Raw genomic sequence first — 21,904 nt, 5'->3', positions numbered from 1 at the left:
CTTTGTGTAATTAATTTAATTCAAGTTTTCTTTGTCCATCTGCCTGTAACTCAATTGAAATCACAGAAGTTTCTTCCGGAAGCAGATTCGCAATTTTTTCAGACCATTCTATAAAACACCAGTTTCCAGAGTACAAATAATCATCAACGCCCATATCCAGAGCTTCGGTTTCTTTGTTTAATCGGTAAAAGTCAAAATGATAAACAATTTGATTATTAGCAGTATAGTATTCGTTAACTAAAGAAAAAGTTGGACTGCTGGTCGCGTCCTGAACTCCCAGGCTTTTACACAATTGCTTGATTAAAGTAGTTTTTCCAACGCCCATTTCTCCATTAAAAAGGATGATTTTTTTTGGATTTGAGGCTAAAATTTGCTCTGCTACTTCTTTGATTTGATCTAATGAAAAAACGATATTCATTTCTTGTTTATTTTGATTAGTCTCAGTCGCAGTTTACAGTCTCTGCTGAAAACTGCGACCGAAATCTTTTTACTTCGGATTAAATACTAAAAACGGAATAATCATTTCTTCTAATGAAATTCCTCCGTGCTGATAGGTATTTTTGTAATAACTCACATAATGATTGTAGTTGTTTACGTAAGCTAAAAAATAATCATTTTTAGCAAAAATAAACGAACTGCTCATGTTTATGGCAGGCAAACCAATCACTTTAGGTTCTTTTACGACATAAACATCCTTTTGTTCGTACGTTAAACTACGCCCGGTTTTGTAGCGCAAATTTAAGCTTGTATTTTTATCTCCAACAACTTTCGAAGGATTTTTTACATTAATAGTACCGTGATCGGTGGTTAGAATTAGTTTGAATCCTAACAACTGTGCTTGCTGAATAATTTCCAGAAGAGGGGAGTTTTTAAACCAGCTTAACGTGAGCGAACGATACGCTTTATCGTCAGAAGCTAATTCTTTTACGACTTCCATTTCGGTCTTAGCATGCGATAACATGTCGACGAAATTATACACAACAGTTACCAAATCGTTGCCTTTTAGGGCTTTGAAATTTTCTGCCAGTTTTTTTCCACCAGCGTAGTTGGTAATTTTAAAGTAATCTTCCTTAATGTTTAGACCCAAACGTTTTAATTGTGCTGAAAGAAATTCGGCTTCATACAGGTTTTTACCGCCATCTTCGACGTCGTTTTTCCAGTATTGTGGAAATTGTTTTTCCATTTCTATTGGTAAAAGACCAGAGAAAATAGCATTACGTGCATACTGGGTAGCTGTTGGAAGTATAGAGAAATAAGGCACTTCTTTTTCCAGTTTGTAATAATTAGAAACCACAGTTTCAAAAGATTTCCATTGATCGTAACGAAGATTATCAATTACGACAAACAAAATTGGTTTATCTTTCTTTTTGATTTCGGGAACCACTAATTCTTTAAACAAATTGTGTGACTGAATAGGTTTATCAGCTTTTGGAGCAAACCAGTCTTCGTAGTTTCTTTCGATGTATTTTCCGAATTGCGAATTGGCTTCAACCTTTTGAGATTCAAGAATTTCAATCATCGCCTGATCGTTAATATTCTCAAGTTCCAGTTCCCAGAAAATCAATTTTTTATACAGTTCTATCCAGTCTTCAAAAGAATTTACCATCGCCAATTCCATAGAGATCTTTCTGAACTCTTTTTGATAATCTAAGGTTGTTTTTTCAGAAATCAACCTCGAATGGTCCAGGTTTTTCTTCAAACTCAGTAAAATCTGATTTGGATTAACCGTTTGATCAGATAATCAGCGATTTTAGAACCAATGGCTTCTTCCATGATGTATTCTTCTTCACTTTTGGTAATCATAATCATCGGGATTGCCGATTTTTTCTCTTTCATTTCAGAAAGCGTCTCCAGACCACTCATTCCGGGCATATTTTCATCTAAAAAAACAATATCAAAATTGTCTTCTTCAAACAAAGCAATAGCATCTAAGCCGTTGTTAGAAGTTGTTACGGTGTAGTTTTTTTTCTCCAGAAATAATATATGTGGCTTTAAAAGATCGATTTCATCATCGACCCAAAGTATTTTTATCTTGTCCATAAACGATTTTTATTTTAATGCAATTTAGAAGTATAGAACTTAAAAAGTATTAAAAATAGTATAAATTTCAGAATTGAGAATGGTAATTTTTACAGAATAAGTTTTTAAGGTATCGCTATTAAATTGATATTCAGACTAAAGGTTTAGCAATTTTTAAGCAAAAAACGCAAACTTCGTTATAGTTAATTACTTATATTTGTTGACTTAAAAATAACCAAATAGTGACTCATATCAATAAGTTAAAAATATTTAATGATCCCATTTACGGGTTTATTTCCATTCCGAACGAACTTATTTACGACCTAATTCAGCACCCGTATTTTCAGCGTTTACGCCGCATTTCGCAAATGGGATTGTCGTATTTGGTTTATCCCGGTGCTAATCATACACGTTTTCATCATGCTTTGGGCTGTATGCATCTCATGCAGAAGGCTGTAGACACACTTCGTTTTAAAGGAGTAGCAATTTCAGCTGAAGAAGAGAATGCGTTGTACATTGCAATTTTACTGCATGACATTGGTCACGGCCCTTTTTCACACGCGATGGAGAAGAGTATTGTGGAAGATGTGAACCATGAAGCTATTTCATTGTTGTTTATGAACCAGTTAAATGAAGAATTTGAAGGAAGACTGAGTCTCGCCATTCAGGTTTTTAAAGGGGATTATCATCGAAAATTCATGCTGCAATTGATTTCCAGTCAGTTGGATATGGACCGAATGGATTATTTGAAAAGAGATAGTTTTTATACTGGTGTAGCGGAAGGAAATGTCAACTCTGAACGTTTGATTCAGATGATGAATGTAGTCGATGGTATTTTGGTAATTGAAGAAAAGGGGATTTATTCAGTCGAAAAGTTTTTGCTTTCAAGAAGGCTGATGTACTGGCAGGCTTATTTGCATAAAACAAGTCTGGTGGCTGAATTGATTTTGATGAGGGTACTGAAAAGAGCAAGAGAACTGACTTTAAAAGGAGTGTCTTTGCCTTGCAGCGAGCCTCTTATGTATTTTATGAAGAACAGGGTAACTTTAGAGGACTTTGACGCCGAAAAATTAGATTTATTCTCTCAACTTGATGATTTTGATATTATCAGCGCCTTAAAAGCCTGGCAGAAACAGGATGATTTTATTCTTTCCACTTTAAGCAAAATGCTTATTAACAGAGATTTGCTTAAAATTAAGCTTACTGCAGAAAAAATACCGGCCGAAGAATTACAATCTCTGAAAGAAGAATTCGCTAACGAGCACCATATTACACAATTAGAAGCGGGTTATTTTATTTTTGGCGGAAAAATTAAAAATCAGGCCTACAGTAAAGAAGCTGAACCGATACGAATTTTGAAAAAAGACAAAACAATTGAAGATGTTGTAGAAGCATCTGATCAGTTGAATTTAAGGTCTTTATCTAAATTGGTGACAAAATATTACATCTGTTTCCCAAAACAACTTATCTAAAATTAACATTTAAAATCTATTTTTTATATTTTTGTCGCAATGAAATTTACAGCAGAACAAATAGCGGGAATTTTAGAAGGAGAAGTTGTTGGGAATCCCAATGTAGAAGTTTCTCGATTATCTAAAATAGAAGAAGGTGAGGAGGGATCGCTTACTTTTTTGGCCAATCCAAAATATATCAACCACATATATACGACTAAAGCATCTGTAACTATTGTTAATGATAGCTTTGTGCCTGAGCAGGAAATTACCACAACTTTAATAAAAGTAGAAGATGCCTACGCTTCTTTTTCTAAGCTTTTAGAGTTTTACAATCAGGTTAAATTAAACAAAAACGGCATAGAACCGCAGTCTTATATAACAGAAGGCACTAAATACGGAGACAATTTGTACTTAGGAAGCTTTAGTTATATTGGACAAAACGTGATTTTAGGTAATAATGTAAAAATTTACCCAAACAGTTTTATTGGCGATAATGTTGTTATTGGCGATAATGTGTATATTTTTGCAGGCGCTAAAATTTACTCTGAAACTATAATTGGTAACAATTGTACTATTCATTCCGGTACTATCATTGGTGCGGATGGTTTTGGTTTTGTTCCGAATGAAGAAGGAGTTTACAGTAAGGTACCACAAATTGGTAATGTTATTATCGAAGATAACGTTGATATCGGTGCCAATACAACAATAGACAGAGCAACTCTTGGTTCGACAATCATAAGACAAGGAGTTAAATTAGACAATCAGATTCAGATTGCACATAATGTTGAAATTGGCAAAAACACCGTAATTGCAGCGCAATCTGGTGTGGCCGGTTCTACAAAAATTGGCGAAAACTGTATGATTGGCGGGCAAGTAGGTATCGCAGGACACTTGACAATAGGGAATAATGTGAGATTGCAGGCTCAGTCAGGAGTAGCAAGAAACATTAAGGATGATGAAATATTACAAGGGACACCGTCTCTTGGATATACCGATTTTAATAAATCGTATGTTCATTTCAAAAATCTGCCTAAAATAGTTGCCGAAGTAGAAGAATTAAAAAAACAAATAATAAACCCAAAAAATGGAAATAATGGTTAAACAGAAGACCATCAAAAATGAAATTTCACTAACAGGCGTTGGATTACACACTGGGAAAGAAGTTACAATGACTTTTAAACCAGCTCCAATTAATAACGGTTTCACTTTTGTAAGAGTAGATTTGCAAGGCCAGCCAGTCATTGAGGCTGATGCTAATTATGTTGTGAATACGCAAAGAGGTACTAATTTAGAAAAACTAGGCGTAAAAATTCAAACTCCAGAACATGTTTTGGCGGCATTAGTTGGATGTGATCTGGACAATGTTATTATAGAATTAGATGCTTCAGAACTTCCTATTATGGATGGTTCTTCAAAATATTTTGTTGAAGCAATTGAAAAAGCGGAGATAGAAGAACAAGACGCAAGCCGTAATGTTTATGTAGTGAAAGAAGTAATTTCGTTTACCGATGAAGCAACTGGCAGCGAGATTCTTGTAATGCCAAGTGATGATTATCAAGTAACTACAATGGTAGATTTTGGGACTAAAGTTTTAGGTACTCAAAATGCTACCTTAAAAAGTATTGCCGATTTTAAAACAGAAATTGCGAGTTCAAGAACTTTTAGTTTTTTACATGAATTGGAATCTTTATTAGAGCATGGTTTAATTAAAGGAGGTGATTTAAATAATGCAATTGTTTATGTAGACAAAGAGATTTCTGAAGCTACAATGGCGAATTTAAAGAAAGCTTTTGGAAAAGATGAAATATCTGTAAAACCAAACGGCGTTTTAGACAACCTTACTTTACACTATCCAAACGAAGCAGCAAGACACAAACTTCTTGATGTAATTGGAGATTTATCTCTTATTGGAGTTCGTATTCAGGGTAAAATTATAGCGAATAAACCGGGGCATTTTGTAAATACTCAGTTTGCTAAAAAATTGGCAAAAATCATTAAAATAGAGCAAAGAAATCATGTTCCTGTTTACGATTTAAACCAGGAGCCTTTGATGGATATTCATAAAATTATGGCGATGCTTCCTCACAGACCTCCATTTTTGTTGATTGACAGAATCATCGAAATGTCGGATCGTCATGTGGTTGGTTTGAAAAATGTTACAATGAATGAAAATTTCTTCGTTGGACATTTCCCGGAAGCACCAGTTATGCCCGGAGTTCTTATTGTTGAAGCGATGGCGCAAACGGGAGGGATCTTAGTTTTAAGTACCGTTCCGGATCCAGAGAATTACTTGACTTATTTCATGAAAATTGACAATGTTAAGTTCAAACACAAAGTATTGCCAGGTGATACGTTAATTTTCAAATGTGAGTTGATTTCTCCAATCAGAAGAGGAATCTGTCATATGCAGGCAAATGCTTACGCAAATGGGAAATTAGTGACCGAGGCAGAATTAATGGCTCAAATTGCAAGAAAACAATAATAATTAATCAATTTTATTGTTTAGGTTTGTTGCCCAAATTAGATTATTTTAATTTAAAATATAAAAAATACATATGAATCAACCATTAGCATATGTTCATCCTGGCGCTAAAATCGCTAAAAATGTTGTAATTGAGCCTTTTACAACAATTCACAATAATGTAATTATTGGTGATGGTACCTGGATTGGTTCAAATGTGACGATCATGGAAGGAGCTCGTATTGGTAAAAATTGCAATATTTTTCCAGGTGCGGTTATCTCTGCGGTACCACAAGACTTAAAATTCGGAGGAGAAGATTCTCTTGCTATCATAGGCGATAATTGTACGATTAGAGAATGTGTTACCATCAACAGAGGTACAGTTGCCTCTGGACAAACGATTCTTGGAAACAACTGTCTGGTTATGGCATATGCTCACATTGCGCACGACTGCGAAATTGGGAATAACGCCATTATCGTAAACGGAGTTGCATTGGCAGGTCACGTTGTAGTTGGAAATCACGCAGTAATTGGTGGTTTGGCAGCGATTCATCAATTCATCCATATCGGAGATCACGCTATGATTTCTGGTGGATCTTTGGTTAGAAAAGACGTTCCGCCATATACAAAAGCGGCAAAAGAGCCGTTATCGTATGTAGGTATCAATTCAGTTGGTTTAAGAAGAAGAGGTTTTAGCACTGAAAAAATTAGAGAAATTCAGGAAATTTACAGAATCTTATACCAGAAAAATTACAATACAACGCAAGCTTTAAGTATTATTGAAGCCGAAATGGAAGCTACTCCTGAGAGAGATGAAATTTTAGATTTTATCCGAAATTCATCACGAGGAATCATGAAAGGTTATTCAGGAAATTATTAAAATAAGTTTAACTGTTTATTTGTTTAATCGTTTAATCGAATAAACGGTTTAACGATTCAACAAAAAATAAAAAAATAAAAACAAATGGCATCTACATCAGATATTAGAAACGGGTTATGTATTAAATACAACCACGATATTTATAAAATTATTGAATTTCTTCACGTAAAACCAGGAAAAGGTCCTGCTTTCGTAAGAACGAAATTAAAAAGCTTAACTACAGGAAAAGTATTGGACAATACATTTTCTGCAGGACATAAAATCGAAGACGTTCGTGTTGAAACACATACTTTTCAGTTTTTATATGCTGAAGGTGACGAATTTCACTTCATGAATGCTGAAACTTTTGAGCAAATTTCTTTGAATAAAAACATCTTGGACAATCCGGGATTGTTGAAAGAAGGAACTAACGTAATGGTTCAGATTAATACAGAGACTGATCTTCCTTTATCTGTGGATATGCCAACATCTGTAATTCTTGAAATTACTTATGCTGAACCGGGAGTAAAAGGAAACACTGCTACAAATGCCACAAAATCTGCTACAGTAGAGACCGGAGCAACTGTAAACGTTCCGTTATTCATCAACGAAGGTGATAAAATTAAAATTGATACGGCTTCAGGTTCTTACATGGAGCGTGTAAAAGAGTAGTTTTTATAAGTTTTCAGTTTTCAGTCGCAGTTATCAGTTTGTTAATGCAGATTGAAAACTGAGACTGAAAACTGAGACTGAAAACTAAATAAATATATGAAATTTCCAAAGATTCACTCTTTACAAGAAATTGCAAATTTGCTGGATTGCGAATTTATAGGTGACCAAAACTTTCCAGTTTTAGGCATGAACGAAATTCATGTCGTTGAATCTGGAGACATTGTTTTTGTTGACCATCCCAAATATTACGACAAAGCCTTACAATCGGCAGCTACTATAATTTTAATCAATAAAAAAGTAGAATGCCCCGAAGGTAAAGCACTTTTAATTTCTGATGATCCTTTCAGAGATTTCAATACCCTAACTAAACATTTCAGACCTTTTCAAGGCACCAGCGTATCGATTGCACTTTCTGCAACTATCGGCGAAGGTACCGTGATTCAGCCCAATTGTTTTATTGGGAATCATGTAACAATTGGAAAAAACTGTTTGATACATCCAAATGTTACGATTTACGATCATACCGTAATTGGAGATAATGTAATGATTCACGCCGGAACCATTTTAGGAGCCGACGCGTTTTATTATAAAAAACGTCCGGATGGCTTTGATCAGTTGATTTCAGGTGGACGTGTGGTAATTGAAGACAATGTAGGTATTGGAGCGCTTTGTACGATTGACAAAGGGGTTACCGGCGACACTACTATCGGTGAAGGTACAAAATTGGACAATCAGGTACATGTTGGACACGATACTGTCATTGGTAAAAAGTGTTTAATTGCATCACAAACGGGTATTGCGGGTTGTGTTGTAATCGAAGATGAAGTTACAATTTGGGGACAAGTAGGAACAACCAGTGGCATCACTATAGGAGCGAAAGCTGTTATTATGGGACAAACGGGGGTTACCAAATCGGTTGAAGGAGGAAAGTCTTATTTCGGAACTCCAATCGAAGAATCAAGAGAAAAGTTAAAACAATTGGCCAATATCAAAAAGATTCCTGAAATTCTAAATAAATTGAAGTAATATGTCTATAAAAGAGTTTGTTCAAAAATTTTACAAATCAGATGCCTTAATTGATAGCGAAATCATGAAAACTTACCTACATCCCGATGTAAAGTTGGATTGGAACAGCACTAAAGGACTGATCGAGATGGATTATGAGTCAATGACCGCTATGGCAAACGAACTAAGCCGTGCTTATGTTCGTTCTAAGGTCAGAATTAGTCACATTATTGCAGAAGATGACTTGGTTTCAATCCGATATTCTCATTTTGTGAAAACGATTGAAAACCCAAGAGAAGAGATGTTATTAGCTCATTTTGCGACAATTTGGCAAATAAAAGATGATAAATTATATCGCGGTTATCAAATGAGTCAATTTTCTTAATTTTTTTGAAGACAAAAAGGTTAAAATACGTTACAAAACCTTACTTTTGCATCACAATTTTAAAAACTACATAAAATATATATCATGAGTGTTTTAGTTAATAAAGATTCCAAAATAATTGTTCAAGGATTTACAGGAAGCGAAGGAACTTTCCACGCTTCTCAAATGATTGAGTACGGTACTAATGTTGTTGGTGGTGTAACTCCTGGAAAAGGGGGAACAAGCCATTTAGATCGTCCGGTTTTTAACACAGTAAAAGATGCTGTAGAGCAAGCCGGAGCTGATACATCTATCATTTTTGTTCCGCCAGCTTTTGCTGCTGATGCAATTATGGAAGCTGCTGACGCTGGAATTAAAGTAATTATTGCTATTACAGAAGGAATTCCTGTAGCAGATATGATTAAAGCTAATAACTATGTTAAAGAAAGAAATTCAAGATTAATCGGACCAAACTGTCCGGGAGTAATTACTCCGGGTGAAGCTAAAGTTGGTATTATGCCAGGTTTCGTTTTCAAAAAAGGAACAGTTGGTATCGTATCTAAATCTGGAACTTTAACTTATGAAGCTGCTGACCAGGTTGTAAAACAAGGTTTAGGAATTACTACAGCTATTGGTATTGGTGGAGATCCAATTATTGGAACTACAACTAAAGAAGCTGTTGAATTATTAATGAACGACCCTGAAACTGAAATCATCATTATGATTGGTGAAATCGGAGGACAATTAGAAGCTGATGCTGCTAAATGGGTAAGAGCTGATGGTAACCGTAAGCCAGTTGTTGGTTTTATCGCTGGAGAAACTGCTCCTGCTGGTAGAACAATGGGTCACGCAGGTGCTATTGTTGGTGGTTCTGACGATACAGCTGCTGCTAAAAAACAAATCATGAGAGACAACGGAATCCACGTTGTTGATTCACCAGCTGAAATTGGTAAAAAAGTAAAAGAAGTACTTGGATAATCTCCAATATTTGAAATAATAAATTCCAAAAAAAGTCTCAATATTACTTGAGACTTTTTTACATTTTAAAATGCTGGGGTATAAATAGAAAAAACTTAGCGGCTAAGAACCTCAGTACCTTAGAAGCTAAAAAAAGAAATATGTACAAAGAATTAGAAAAATTTAAAGTAAGCAACAGTTTTACTTTTACGATTGAAGACAGTTTAGAACAAGTTTGCAATGCTCCTGAAGCAGGTGCAGGTGTTTTTGTAGTCTATGCAGTTGAGGGAGATGCAAAAGAATTAATCATGGTTGGTTCTACAGGAACTGTTCAAAACGACGGTACTTTAAAAAGTAAAAACGGTGGTTTATATGATAAAATCGTAAACGGACACCAATTTGCTAAAACCGGAAGAAAATATTCATGGCCAGCACAAATGAAGCTTGAAAATATTAGTGCTCTTGAAGTAGTTTGGTACGAAACTTTTACCGCAGATGTAAAAGGAATTCCAACCACTGTAGAAGGACAGGTTTTGCAAAACTTCTTAGATGAAAACGCAAAATTACCAAGATGGAATGTAGCTTTCTAGTAGCTGCTTCCTAACGTAAATATTAGGAAAAGCCTTGCTATACTTTAGCAGGGCTTTTTTATTTTAAAGTCAGATTCAAACCTGTTCTTAGCGCTTCAATTATTTAGGATTGATGACATTTTTAAACGCCAAAAGAGTTAACAGTTTGTCTCGCAAAACAATCTTAAATGAAATCACAGGGTAAACTCAGTCATAAATAAATGTTAAAAAAAGCTAAGAAACTGTAGCAATAAAATCTGACAATTTGCAAAAACATTTGAACCCGTACATTTAAAAAAAATTAAGCTAAACCCCGTGAAGTCAATAAAAAAGGCCGTTTTCATTATAGGAATAGCGGTCTTTTTTTAGTTAAAAAATTTGTTTTATATATTTGCTTTTATATATTTATCGCATCGATGTAAAGAATTATGTTAAATAATCGTATTCTTTATGTTAAAAACAACTGCTTATTTTCAAGAATTCTATTGCGATTTATATGAATACCAAAACTCTACCATTCAGTACTTCTGACGACCTTACGCTTTGGACTAACTTGAAAAATGGAGATGAAAAATCATTTTCTCTTTTATTTGAAAAATACTACGCCAGTCTGGTAAATTATGGAAATTCTCTCTCTCCTAATGCCGAAAAAGTACAGGATTGTATTCAGGATGTTTTTACAGATATCTGGGTTTACAGACACGGGCTGCAAAGCTCGGTTGTTGTAAAAGCCTATTTGCTTTCGAGTGTGCGCAAACGAATTGCACGTTTGTACGAGCGTGATCACATTTTTCGTAAATCGGCCAGCACAGATTCAATTGCTTTTCTTTTGGAATTCTCTGTAGAACATGATCTTATAGATGACGATTATGCTACAAAAGAAAAAGTGATTCATTTGAATAAATTATTAAACAATTTACCTGCACGACAAAAAGAAGCTTTGTATTTAAGATACCATCAGGGCTTAACGGTAGATCAGATCGCCGAAATGCTCGATGTCAATTATCAGTCGGCAAGTAACTTGTTACACCGCGGTTTACTTACGCTTCGCAAAGAATGGAAGGGTAGTATTTCGTTAATTCTTCTGCTTTATTCAACTACTTTTTAATTTTATTTATATAGAATTAAAAAAAATCACAATTTAGTGAGTATATAATAAAGAACCTGTCCTCTATTGTTTTTGTAACCCTATTTCTAGATGCAAAAACGTAATAAATATACCGAAATTGAAGATTTCTTATCTGATGAATCATTCCAGTCATGGATTTTGTCTAAAATTGACAATGATGGCTGGGAGGAATGGACATTAGAGAGCCGCCGACGCGCTAAGTTGGTACAAGATGCGAGAGTATTGTTATTGGCCATGAAAGTGCCTGAGCAAACCATAACTCAACCAGAACTTTATAAAGCCTTACAGACTACCTGGATTAAAATTGAAGAGAAAGAAAACGAAATCAATTCGAGCCAAAACTCAAAGATAAGATTCCTTAAAAAATATTTTCTTAGCGGTATTGCTGCGGCTTTAGTGATCGCTTTAGGATCACTTTGGATTTTTAACAACCCAATTATTACTCCTGAAAGTAAAGTTGTAACCTACAACGAATTGATTAATGAAAATAATGAAGGATTAGTAGAACAAACGAACAATTCAGACAAAGCACAAATTATTACTTTATCTGACGGTAGTTCTGTTTTGCTCCAGCCTAAAAGTAAATTAAGTTATCCTAAGATCTTTACCGGAAACGAAAGAAAGGTGTATTTATCCGGCGAAGGTTTCTTTGAAATTAGTAAAAATCCTAAAAAGCCTTTTTTCGTTTATGCAAACGAAATTGTAACGAAGGTAGTCGGAACTAGTTTTAGAGTCAAGGCGTATTCCGATCAACCTGATGTTGAAGTTCTTGTTCGCACCGGTAAAGTAAGGGTAAAATCAAATGATTTAATTTCTAAATCAGATCAGGACGAAGTTGTTCTATTACCCAATCAGGCACTTCGTTTTCAAAGAAAAGATCTGAGCTTCAATAAAATTACAGATATCACTCAGGATATAGTTCTTACCCGTAGCGTAGGGAATATCGAACAGCTGAGTTTTGAATTTACGGATATTCCGGTATCGCAAATTTTTGAAACGATAGAACAGGCTTATCTCGTGGATATTGATTATCCAAAAAACAAACTAAAAGACTGTCACCTTACAACTTCTCTTAGCGATCAGCCTTTGATGGAAAAACTGAAAATTGTTTGTAATAGTATTGGCAACAACACCACTTTTGAAATGAATGGAAATCAAATCATTATAACATCTGACGGATGTAACTAATCCTGCTTTGCAACTGTAATTGTAAAGTTGGATTTTAAAAATAAAAACAACCAAAAATAACCAAAACCAAAATTATGCCTATGTAAAAGAGAATGCAGAAAAAAAGTGCCGAAATGCTGTAACATTATCGACACTTAAAGGAATCAAATTGCTCTCTGTAAAGAGCAACTGAGTACGTTTCTTAAAATACACTCGAACAGTATTAATCAAAACAAACCAAAATTATGAAAAAACCAGTTGTTAAACAACGATTACTCCATCGAATCATGAAAATAACACTATTTCAGTTTATTCTGGCACTTGTGTTTTCAAGTGTTGCCATGGCAAATGATGTAAATGGGCAAAAAAAACTAGATACTAAAGTTACTATTAATGTTACAAATTTAACTTTAGATAACACTTTGTCTAAATTACAGAAATCGGCAAACGTAAAATTTTCGTACAATTCAAGACTACCACAACTAAATCAAAAAGTGAGTATAGACGCTAATGATGAAACATTATCAAGTGTCCTGAATCGAATTTTATTACCATTTAATATTACTTATACCGAAGTTAGTAACCAAATTATCCTGCAAAAAAGCACAGCAGCAGATCCTTTTGCGGGTACTGAAGCAGGAAATTCTTTGTTTGAAATTTTAACGGCTGCGGGTCCAATTATCAAAGGTACTGTTACTGATGTGAGCGGAAGTCCGCTTCCGGGAGCTACTGTACTGGTAAAAGGAACAAAAATAGCGGTGCTGACGGATTTTGATGGTAAGTTCTCGATCGAAATGCCAACAAACAGTACTGCTTTGGTTATTTCTTATGTGGGAATGGAGACAAAAGAAATAGGAATCGGGAATACTACACCAACAGTTGTTCTGAATGAAGCAGGACAAAATCTAAAAGAAGTTGTAGTGACTACAGGTTATGAAAAAACATCAAAAAGGACTTTTACAGGAGCAATAAGTAAAATTTCAGGAGCTGAATTAAAAGTAGACGGAGTTGTAGATATCAGCAGAATGATTGAAGGAAAGGCTGCCGGAGTTACCGTACAAAACGTTACGGGAACATTTGGTACTGCTCCTAAAATTACTGTGCGTGGATCTTCTTCTATTTTTGGAGATACAAAACCTTTATGGGTAATTGATGGTGTTGTTCAGGAAGATATTATCAACATCTCTTTTGCAGATTTGGCTTCCGGAAATTCAGAAACCTTGTTAAGTTCATCTGTTGCAGGACTGAATTCAAATGATATTCAAAGTATAGAAATCTTAAAAGATGCTTCTGCAACTTCTATCTACGGATCAAGATCGTTAAATGGTGTTGTAGTAGTAACAACAAAACAAGGACGTAGAGATTCTCCTTTAAAAGTGGCTTATTCTGTTGAAAACACGGTAAGAACAGTTCCTAATTATTCCCAGTACGATATTCTAAATTCTCAGGAATCTATGAGTATCTTAAAAGAAATGGAACAAAAAGGATTTCTGGATGTGCCATCAACCTTACAGGGAAGATACGGAGGAGTGTACAACATTTTAAGCCGTGCTATTAATACTTATGTGCCTGAAACAGGAGGTTATTTAGTAAACAACGATCCGGTAAGCAGAAATAATTTCTTAAGAAAATATGAATTAGCTAATACAGACTGGTTTAAAGTTTTGTTCAGACCTTCTATTACCCAAAATCACTCTTTGAGCTTTTCGGGTGGAGGAAAAAACAATACTTTTTATGCCTCATTAGGTTATTATACCGATCCGGGATGGACTATTGCTGATAACGTTAAACAATTGTCATCAAACATTAAAGGGACATTTTACATTAATGACAATTTAAATATTACGATGTCAACACTGGCATCTGTGCGTGATCAGCAAGCTCCCGGAACCTATGAGAGCCAACAGGATGTGGTGTTTGGAAATGTAACGAGAGATTTTGATATCAACCCGTTTAACTATGTTTTAAGCACCAGCAGAACTTTAAGACCTTATGATGAAAATCGTAATCTGGAGTACTACAGAAACAACTGGGCTCCGATGAATATTATCAATGAACTTCAAAATAATATTCTGGATATTAAAGTAAAAGACATTCGTTTTCAATTGGATTTAGATTATAAAATCAACAAAAACCTGAGTTATAACCTTACAGGATCTGCCCGTTATGCCAATACAACAAGAGAGCATAAGATTTATGAAAACTCTAACGTAGTGGGTGCTTATAAAGCCGGTACAGAATACGGAGCTGACGGAGTAAATACAACGGTTAGAAATGCCAATATCTTTTTATACAAAGATCCTGAAGATTTGACTGCACCGCCAATTTCGGTATTGCCTCATGGAGGATTCTTAAGAAAATTTACAAACGGACTTACTTCTTATAATATCCGAAACAGCATAACGTACAGAAATACACTAAACGAAAAACATGAGTTAGAAGGTTTCTTTGGTACCGAATTGCGTTCATTGGACAGAAACAGTGACAATTTTACTGCAGCCGGACTTCAGTACGATAAAGGCTTAACAGCTTTTACAGATCCAAAATTGATTGAAAAAATCATCAACGAAGGAAACTCTTACTACGGATTTAATGCAGAAAGAGAGCGTACTGTTGGTTTCTTTGGAAAAGTAGGATATACTTACGATCGTCGTTATACGGGGTCTATTACCGGACGTTATGACGGATCTAACAGACAAGGAAACAGCGGGTCTTCAAGATGGCTGCCAACCTATACTTTTAGTGGTAAATGGAATGTTACTGAAGAGCAGTTCATGAAAAACCTTCCAAAAATTAACAACCTGGCTTTGAGAGCGTCGTACGGTTTAACTGCAACTGCGGGTCCTGCAACCAATTCATTAGCCATTTACAGAAGTTTTATTACAGATCGTTTAGGAATTCCTGACAGAGAAAACGGAATTAATATTGATGAATTGCAGAATGGCGATTTAACCTGGGAAAAACAATTTGAAACAAACATCGGAGTTGATTTAGGAATGTTTAACAACAGAGTTCAGTTTGTTGCAGATGTATACAGCCGTAAAGCATTTGATTTAGTTGATTATGTGGTGACTTCCGGAATCGGAGGGCAGCGAGTTAAACAAGGTAACAATGCCAACATGGAAACCAAAGGTCTTGAATTGGGTATTACCACTCAAAACATCGTTTCAAAAGATTTCAAATGGTCGACTACACTTAACTTCTCTGTGTTCAACCAGGAAATTACAAAATTAGAGAACAAACCATCGGCATTTGATTTAGTAGACGGAAACGGTGGAAACGCTATTGGACACCCAAGAAATTCAATCTTTTCTTACCAGTTTACAGGATTAAACAATCAGGGACTTCCAACCTTTCTTTTACAGGATGGAGCAACAAGTAATGTTACAGGATCTAATTTTCAGGATACCGAAAATGTTACGGATTATTTGAAATATGAAGGATCTATCGAACCAAACAAATCAGTTGGTTTAGCCAACACCTTTACTTACAAAAGATGGTCATTGTATGTATTTATCGTGGGATCAGGAGGAAACAAAGTTCGTTTAAATCCTTCTTATAGCAGCCAATACGATGATTTAACAGTATTTACAAAAGATTTTACCAACCGTTGGATCAATCCGGGTGACGAACAATATACAGATGTACCTGTAATTGCTGATCAACGTTTAATTACAAATTATGGCGGAATTAACACTTTAGGACGTGCTTACAATACGTATAATTATTCTGATGTGAGAATTGCTGATGGAGATTTTGTACGATTGAAAAACGTATCGTTAAGCTGGGAATTTCCTAAAGATTTTCAAAGAAAATTAGGAGTAAGCAATTTTACCTTAAAAGCTTCTGCGGTTAACCCTTGGTTAATTTATTCAGATAAGAAATTAAACGGACAAGATCCTGAGTTCCGTAATACGGGAGGTGTTGCTTTTCCAATCACAACACAATACAGTTTTTCACTAAACCTTTCATTCTAATACAGTTGATTATGAACAATATAAAAAATATAAAGGTGCTTTTTGCTTTACTATTACTGATCAGTCTTAGTAGTTGTGATGAATTCCTGTCTGAAGTACCTGATAACAGAACACAAATTAATACACCTGAAAAAATTTCAGAACTATTAGTAAATGCTTACCCTCAGGCTTCTTATATGGATTTGGCAGAAACAATGTCGGATAACGTAGCAGATGCCGAATTGAACAACGCAAGTGTAAAAAGCACGCAAAGTTACAATTGGGAAATGCAGGACGAGACCAACATAGATACTCAGGCGTTTTATTGGGACGCTTGTTACAGAGCTGTCGCACATGCTAATCAGGCTCTAAAATCGATTGAGGAATTAGGAAGCCCTGCAACTTTAAATCCACAAAAAGGCGAGGCTTTAATTGCCAGAGCTTATGCTCACTTTATGCTGGTTACTTTTTGGTCGCAGCGATACAATCCGGCTACCGCTGGAACTGACCTGGGAATTCCTTATGTTAAAGAACCGGAAACTTCCTTATTAAAAAATTACACCAGAAATACGGTACAGGAAGTATTTGATTTTATTCAGAGAGATATAGAAGAAGGTCTTCCATTGGTAACAAACAACTACAAAGAACCAAAATTTCACTTTAACATAGAAGCTGCTAAAGCATTTGCGAGCCGTTTTTATTTGGTAAAGGGAGACTGGGACAATGTTATCAAAATTTCAGAAGGTCTTGGTTCTAAACCGGTAACAAAAATTAAAGATTATGCAACCTTAGCAAATTTGGCTCCGGATGTACAATTTATAGAGTATTCCAGATCGTCATTAACATCCAATTTATTAGTAGCCTCTCCAAATACACTAATTGGAAGATCTGCTGGTGGAAGCAACTTTTACCTAACTGATCCTAAACAGACAGAGCTTTTTAGAGGTACAAATCCTTTTGGAAAGGCATGGGTATATGACTTTTATAGCTACAATAGCAGTAGAACATTGTTTACACCAAAATTTGAAGAATACTTTAAATACACCAATTTAACAGCCAATATTGGAATTGCTTACGCGGGAATAGTGCTTTTATCTAACGACGAATTTTATCTGAATCGTATCGAAGCATTAGTAATGAAAGGCAGAACAGCAGAAGCAAATACAGAATTGGAGTTCTTTTTAGGTACCAGAACAACAGGTTATAACGCTACAACAGATAAACTGACTGAAGCAAGAATAACGACATTATATCCTGTAATAGCAGACGAACTTACTCCGTTTTATACAATGACCCCTGTACAGACTTCTTATGTAAAAGCAATTGCAGAGACGCGTAGAAGAGATTTTGTTCATGAAGGATTAAGATGGCTTGATGTAAAACGCTTTAATATTGTTGTAAGCCATGCGACTTTTGGTAAGCCGACAATTACATTAACTAAAGATGATAAGCGTCGCGCATTGCAAATACCGTTAAGCGCATCTAACTACGGAGTAGTAAAAAATCCGAGATAAAATTTCGAATCAAAATTTTAGAAATATGAAAACAATAAAACAATATAAAGCAATAGTACTACTAGCCGGAGTTTTAACTTTAGGAGCCTGTACGCATGAAGACAGGCCAGGTGACAGTCAATTAGATTATAAGCAGCCTGTGAAAACGGCTTTAGACACCTGGATTGATACCAATTACCTAAATCCGTATAATATCAACGCGCAATACAAATGGAATCAGAATACAGTAGACAATAACCGATTTCTTTTTCCTCCGGCTGTCAATAGTGTGCAACCGGCATTGGAGGTAGTGAAACAAATCTGGATCAACAGTTATTCTACCATTGGTGGTGCTGATTTTGTAAAAAAAGTGGCTCCAAGAGAAATTGTTCTGGTAGGAGGGGTAAACTCTAATACTAATGGAACCAGAACTTTAGGGATTGCAGATTCAGGACAAAGAATTACATTGTTCGAGGTAGACTACCTGAATAGAAAAAACCGTGCAAGTGTTACCGAATTCATTCACACCATTCAGCACGAATATGTACATATTTTGAACCAGAATAAACCTTTTGACGAAAAAGCGTGGCAAAAAGTTACTCCTGCAGATTATACGGCAACCTGGCACTTAGAAAATCTCCAAACCTCTAAAAATCTTGGGTTTGTGACGAATTATGCCAGAAGTAATATTATTGAAGATTTTGCAGAAACTGCTTCGGTAATACTGATCAGTTCTAAAGCAGAATACGATGCATTGCTTGCCAGCGCAAGTGATAGCGGAAGAGCAAAAATCAAACAAAAAGAAGCCATGGTCGTTCAGTATTACAAAGACGCTTTTAATATGGACTTCTATGCTTTGAGAGATGCAGCACAAGTAAACACGACCAATGTTATAAATAATTAAGCCATTCATTTAAATCGCAAATTATGAAATTAAAAAATATAGTACAGTATCTGATAATTGGATTCCTGACCATACAGTTATTCAGTGCCTGCGCAAACGATACCGATGCGGAACCAAAGTTTGATAAAACACCGGCAGAACGTTTGAATGAGCAGAAAAGTGAATTAAACACCGCATTACTTTCGTCAGAATTTGGATGGAAAGCAGTGTATTTTACAGACGATACTCAATTGGGCGGATATACCCATTTGATTAAGTTTCTTCCAAACAATAAAGTAGAAATGGCATCCGATTTTAATAGCGATACTAAAGTTTATACCAGTGAATATTCTGTTGTTTTGGGGAGCACCATGAGTTTATTGTTTAATACGTACAACAGAATTCACCTTTTATCGGATTCAAACAGCTTTCCAATTCCCGCTTTGAGAGGAAAAGGATATTTAGGAGATTTTCAGTTTTTGTATTACGGGCAGGAAAACGGAGATCTTGTTTTTAGAAGCAACAGATTGGTAAGAGAAGTACGTTTTGTAAAAGCAACTGCTCAGGACTGGACTGACTTACCTAAAAATCTTGCAACAGAAAAAAATGTTATAGGAGCTTCAACCAGACCATTATTCAGATCATTGGAGGTTAATGATGGTGCAAAAGTTACCAGATATGATTTTTCATTTACAACAGCTACCCGATATGCAGTTTCAAGAGCTGTTGATGGTTCTGAATCAGTTATTAGTATGGGAGTAGGGTATACGCCTACAGGTATTGTAGTAAGTCCTGCAGTAACCGTAGCTGGTCAGAAATTATCAGCCTTTACTTATAATGATACAGATGGCAGTTTTACCGCAACCGGAACTGGTGGCGTTACTGCAACCATTAAATACGGTAACCAACCTTTAGCATTGACTGATGATTACAAGATATTGCTACCAGCAAACTCAAATTTAGTATACGGTCATGACAGGTCGATATTAACGCTTGCATCCACAAATTCAGCTTCATTTCTTGCATTATTCAGAGCTGTTGAGGCTTCCAGACCAGCCGGTACAACATTAAGCAGAGTACAACCTTGGTTTAACACTCCTAACGGAAGTTATGTGGAATACCGATTTACAAGCGCTACAGGAGTCATAACAAGAGTATATCACTTCTTTACCTTATCGGCAGATCAAACAAAGAAAATTATATACTTAACGCCAACAACTAAGTGGACTTCAGGCAGTACTTTTGCAGCAGCAGTTGATATTCCTGCACCGGCTTATTTAAAGGATCTCGACGATCAGATCATGAACCCGGGAGGATTATACTTTAAAAGAGAAAGTTTTACTGTGGGAGCCACAAATCCTGTATTTACGTTTACATCGGCATCAGGACCATTTAGATTCACAACCTGGGCATTCCAGTAAACATTAATAATATTATTTTGAATAGAAAAAGCTTTTGGGGACTATAAATTACAACAAAAGAGTTTACGATTTAGAGCAAGTGAACAAAGTTGCCCATATAAGTTTTTTTATTAGTTTTTTTTTATTTTGAAGGAAGCAGCTCAAATTTGGGCTGCTTTTTTAAGCAAAAAAAATATACGTAATTTAATACTGATTTTATGTCTGAAACTCAACGGACAAAAAACGATTGAGACAACAAAACCTATTAAATAACCAATTTTATTATGTTAAAAACCATTTTAAACTTCTCAAGAGTGGAAGTACTAAGTAAAGAAGAACTAAAAGGAGTAAACGGTAGCGGTGGAACGAGATGTACTATTCCCTGGACACCTTTTCCTTATAACGGACCTTGTATCATGCTTCCCCTGAACAACCGGTAGAACCAATCTGCAGAGCAACAATAGACGGCGTGGTTTGTGAGTAGGTCTATTTCTTAATAAAATGATGTTGTAATGCTCTTTAAATCTTACTTTAAATAGCTATAAATACGGAAAACCGTTTCATAATTTTGAAACGGTTTTTTTATGATTATTTCTAAACAATCCGCTTAAATCATAAATTATACCAAGAGTAATTTTTTTAAAAAGGGAATTATCATATATTTGACAAGTCATTCATAGCCCTGTTTTTTACGTCATTTTTCACAAAAAAAGAGACCTAAAGAACAGCTTAGCTACAAATAAATATTAACATTATTTTTGATTATGAAATTACTAGAAGGAAAAGTTGCCATTATTACGGGCGCTAGTCGTGGAATTGGAAGAGGAATTGCTGAAGTTTTTGCTAAACATGGCGCAAATGTTGCTTTTACATACAGTTCATCTGTAGCTTCTGCAGAAGCTTTAGAGGCTGAATTGAACGGTTTAGGAATTAAAGCAAAAGGATACCAGTCTAATGCGGCCGATTTTAATGAAGCGCAAACTTTTGTGGATGCTGTTTTGGCTGATTTCGGAACAGTAGATATCTTAATTAACAATGCCGGAATTACAAAAGACAACCTGTTAATGCGTATGTCTGAAGCAGATTTTGATCAGGTTATCGATGTAAACCTGAAATCTGTATTTAATATGACAAAAGCAATTCAAAAAACCTTTTTGAAACAACGTTCAGGTTCTATTATCAATATTAGTTCAGTAGTAGGAGTTTCAGGAAATGCAGGACAAACGAATTATGCAGCTTCAAAAGCAGGTGCAATTGGTTTTACTAAATCTGTAGCATTAGAGTTAGGATCACGTAATATTCGTTGTAATGCAATTGCTCCTGGTTTTATTGAAACGGAGATGACTGCAAAATTAAATGAAGATGTAGTAAAAGGATGGAGAGAAGGTATTCCATTAAAAAGAGGTGGAAGTGCAGAAGATGTTGCTAATGCTTGTCTTTTCTTAGCTTCAGACCTAAGTTCTTACGTTACAGGACAAGTACTTAATGTTTGCGGAGGAATGCTTACCTAATAAGT

18 protein-coding genes and 1 pseudogene are annotated in these 21,904 nt (G+C 35.3%); 17 read left to right on the top strand and 2 right to left on the bottom strand.

The window, feature by feature from the left end:
* Window positions 1-10 precede the first annotated feature (10 nt).
* Window positions 11-418, bottom strand: coding sequence for a tRNA (adenosine(37)-N6)-threonylcarbamoyltransferase complex ATPase subunit type 1 TsaE (gene tsaE / locus OLM61_RS17900; RefSeq protein ID WP_264523960.1), 408 nt, complete (start codon window positions 416-418; stop codon window positions 11-13).
* A gap of 69 nt (window positions 419-487) precedes the next feature.
* Window positions 488-2,040: pseudogene (locus OLM61_RS17895) on the bottom strand (PglZ domain-containing protein).
* A gap of 221 nt (window positions 2,041-2,261) precedes the next feature.
* Here OLM61_RS17895 and OLM61_RS17890 point away from each other — a divergent pair.
* The 17 genes from OLM61_RS17890 to fabG all read left to right on the top strand — a co-directional run bounded on the left by OLM61_RS17890 (window position 2,262) and on the right by fabG (window position 21,899).
* Complete coding sequence (locus tag OLM61_RS17890; protein ID WP_264523959.1) at window positions 2,262-3,491, top strand: HD domain-containing protein; 1,230 nt, start codon at window positions 2,262-2,264, stop codon at window positions 3,489-3,491.
* A gap of 39 nt (window positions 3,492-3,530) precedes the next feature.
* Window positions 3,531-4,574 (top strand): UDP-3-O-(3-hydroxymyristoyl)glucosamine N-acyltransferase, encoded by a 1,044-nt coding sequence (gene lpxD, locus OLM61_RS17885; RefSeq protein WP_264523958.1) that lies wholly within the window; start codon window positions 3,531-3,533, stop codon window positions 4,572-4,574.
* Window positions 4,567-5,955 (top strand): bifunctional UDP-3-O-[3-hydroxymyristoyl] N-acetylglucosamine deacetylase/3-hydroxyacyl-ACP dehydratase, encoded by a 1,389-nt coding sequence (locus tag OLM61_RS17880; protein ID WP_264523957.1) that lies wholly within the window; start codon window positions 4,567-4,569, stop codon window positions 5,953-5,955. Before lpxD ends, OLM61_RS17880 begins: the two co-directional genes overlap by 8 nt.
* A gap of 73 nt (window positions 5,956-6,028) precedes the next feature.
* Complete coding sequence (gene lpxA, locus OLM61_RS17875) at window positions 6,029-6,814, top strand: acyl-ACP--UDP-N-acetylglucosamine O-acyltransferase (RefSeq protein ID WP_017497513.1); 786 nt, start codon at window positions 6,029-6,031, stop codon at window positions 6,812-6,814.
* Between the two features lie 84 nt (window positions 6,815-6,898).
* On the top strand, window positions 6,899-7,465 hold the full coding sequence (efp, locus tag OLM61_RS17870) for an elongation factor P (RefSeq protein WP_264523956.1): 567 nt from the start codon (window positions 6,899-6,901) through the stop codon (window positions 7,463-7,465).
* Window positions 7,466-7,561: 96 nt separating this feature from the next.
* On the top strand, window positions 7,562-8,491 hold the full coding sequence (locus tag OLM61_RS17865; RefSeq protein WP_264523955.1) for a UDP-3-O-(3-hydroxymyristoyl)glucosamine N-acyltransferase: 930 nt from the start codon (window positions 7,562-7,564) through the stop codon (window positions 8,489-8,491).
* A 1-nt stretch (window position 8,492) separates the two neighbouring features.
* Window positions 8,493-8,855 (top strand): nuclear transport factor 2 family protein, encoded by a 363-nt coding sequence (locus OLM61_RS17860; RefSeq protein WP_319800533.1) that lies wholly within the window; start codon window positions 8,493-8,495, stop codon window positions 8,853-8,855.
* An 84-nt stretch (window positions 8,856-8,939) separates the two neighbouring features.
* The gene (gene sucD / locus OLM61_RS17855) at window positions 8,940-9,812 is read left to right on the top strand and encodes a succinate--CoA ligase subunit alpha (RefSeq protein WP_017497509.1); all 873 of its coding nucleotides are present in this window, start codon (window positions 8,940-8,942) and stop codon (window positions 9,810-9,812) included.
* Window positions 9,813-9,952: 140 nt separating this feature from the next.
* Window positions 9,953-10,381 (top strand): hypothetical protein, encoded by a 429-nt coding sequence (locus tag OLM61_RS17850; RefSeq protein ID WP_263360797.1) that lies wholly within the window; start codon window positions 9,953-9,955, stop codon window positions 10,379-10,381.
* A 475-nt stretch (window positions 10,382-10,856) separates the two neighbouring features.
* A complete protein-coding gene (locus OLM61_RS17845; protein WP_264523953.1) occupies window positions 10,857-11,468 on the top strand; it encodes an RNA polymerase sigma factor in 612 nt (203 codons plus the stop codon).
* A 90-nt stretch (window positions 11,469-11,558) separates the two neighbouring features.
* Window positions 11,559-12,677, top strand: coding sequence for a FecR family protein (locus OLM61_RS17840; protein WP_264523952.1), 1,119 nt, complete (start codon window positions 11,559-11,561; stop codon window positions 12,675-12,677).
* 224 nt (window positions 12,678-12,901) lie between these two features.
* Window positions 12,902-16,633, top strand: coding sequence for a SusC/RagA family TonB-linked outer membrane protein (locus tag OLM61_RS17835; RefSeq protein WP_264523951.1), 3,732 nt, complete (start codon window positions 12,902-12,904; stop codon window positions 16,631-16,633).
* An 11-nt stretch (window positions 16,634-16,644) separates the two neighbouring features.
* Window positions 16,645-18,126, top strand: coding sequence for a RagB/SusD family nutrient uptake outer membrane protein (locus OLM61_RS17830; protein ID WP_264523950.1), 1,482 nt, complete (start codon window positions 16,645-16,647; stop codon window positions 18,124-18,126).
* A gap of 25 nt (window positions 18,127-18,151) precedes the next feature.
* Complete coding sequence (locus OLM61_RS17825; RefSeq protein ID WP_264523949.1) at window positions 18,152-19,009, top strand: putative zinc-binding metallopeptidase; 858 nt, start codon at window positions 18,152-18,154, stop codon at window positions 19,007-19,009.
* 23 nt (window positions 19,010-19,032) lie between these two features.
* On the top strand, window positions 19,033-20,409 hold the full coding sequence (locus OLM61_RS17820; RefSeq protein ID WP_264523948.1) for a DUF4302 domain-containing protein: 1,377 nt from the start codon (window positions 19,033-19,035) through the stop codon (window positions 20,407-20,409).
* Between the two features lie 263 nt (window positions 20,410-20,672).
* Window positions 20,673-20,828 (top strand): hypothetical protein, encoded by a 156-nt coding sequence (locus OLM61_RS17815; protein WP_264523947.1) that lies wholly within the window; start codon window positions 20,673-20,675, stop codon window positions 20,826-20,828.
* Between the two features lie 324 nt (window positions 20,829-21,152).
* The gene (gene fabG / locus OLM61_RS17810; RefSeq protein ID WP_264523946.1) at window positions 21,153-21,899 is read left to right on the top strand and encodes a 3-oxoacyl-[acyl-carrier-protein] reductase; all 747 of its coding nucleotides are present in this window, start codon (window positions 21,153-21,155) and stop codon (window positions 21,897-21,899) included.
* The last annotated feature ends 5 nt before the right edge of the window (window positions 21,900-21,904 follow it).

Origin of the sequence: Flavobacterium sp. N502536 (genome assembly GCF_025947345.1) — a bacterium.
Lineage (GTDB): Bacteria > Bacteroidota > Bacteroidia > Flavobacteriales > Flavobacteriaceae > Flavobacterium.
The sequence above is the reverse complement of the archived record's forward strand: the minus strand, read 5'-3'. Positions and strand labels throughout refer to the sequence as shown.

Excerpts from the sequence above, each read along its gene's own strand:
- tsaE (WP_264523960.1), bottom strand. The coding sequence starts at position 418 with ATGAATATCGTTTTTTCATTAGATCAAATCAAAGAAGTAGCAGAGCAA.
- lpxD (WP_264523958.1), top strand. The coding sequence starts at position 3,531 with ATGAAATTTACAGCAGAACAAATAGCGGGAATTTTAGAAGGAGAAGTT.
- OLM61_RS17880 (WP_264523957.1), top strand. The coding sequence starts at position 4,567 with ATGGTTAAACAGAAGACCATCAAAAATGAAATTTCACTAACAGGCGTT.
- lpxA (WP_017497513.1), top strand. The coding sequence starts at position 6,029 with ATGAATCAACCATTAGCATATGTTCATCCTGGCGCTAAAATCGCTAAA.
- efp (WP_264523956.1), top strand. The coding sequence starts at position 6,899 with ATGGCATCTACATCAGATATTAGAAACGGGTTATGTATTAAATACAAC.
- OLM61_RS17865 (WP_264523955.1), top strand. The coding sequence starts at position 7,562 with ATGAAATTTCCAAAGATTCACTCTTTACAAGAAATTGCAAATTTGCTG.
- OLM61_RS17860 (WP_319800533.1), top strand. The coding sequence starts at position 8,493 with ATGTCTATAAAAGAGTTTGTTCAAAAATTTTACAAATCAGATGCCTTA.
- sucD (WP_017497509.1), top strand. The coding sequence starts at position 8,940 with ATGAGTGTTTTAGTTAATAAAGATTCCAAAATAATTGTTCAAGGATTT.
- OLM61_RS17850 (WP_263360797.1), top strand. The coding sequence starts at position 9,953 with ATGTACAAAGAATTAGAAAAATTTAAAGTAAGCAACAGTTTTACTTTT.
- OLM61_RS17845 (WP_264523953.1), top strand. The coding sequence starts at position 10,857 with ATGAATACCAAAACTCTACCATTCAGTACTTCTGACGACCTTACGCTT.
- OLM61_RS17840 (WP_264523952.1), top strand. The coding sequence starts at position 11,559 with ATGCAAAAACGTAATAAATATACCGAAATTGAAGATTTCTTATCTGAT.
- OLM61_RS17835 (WP_264523951.1), top strand. The coding sequence starts at position 12,902 with ATGAAAAAACCAGTTGTTAAACAACGATTACTCCATCGAATCATGAAA.
- OLM61_RS17830 (WP_264523950.1), top strand. The coding sequence starts at position 16,645 with ATGAACAATATAAAAAATATAAAGGTGCTTTTTGCTTTACTATTACTG.
- OLM61_RS17825 (WP_264523949.1), top strand. The coding sequence starts at position 18,152 with ATGAAAACAATAAAACAATATAAAGCAATAGTACTACTAGCCGGAGTT.
- OLM61_RS17820 (WP_264523948.1), top strand. The coding sequence starts at position 19,033 with ATGAAATTAAAAAATATAGTACAGTATCTGATAATTGGATTCCTGACC.
- OLM61_RS17815 (WP_264523947.1), top strand. The coding sequence starts at position 20,673 with ATGTTAAAAACCATTTTAAACTTCTCAAGAGTGGAAGTACTAAGTAAA.
- fabG (WP_264523946.1), top strand. The coding sequence starts at position 21,153 with ATGAAATTACTAGAAGGAAAAGTTGCCATTATTACGGGCGCTAGTCGT.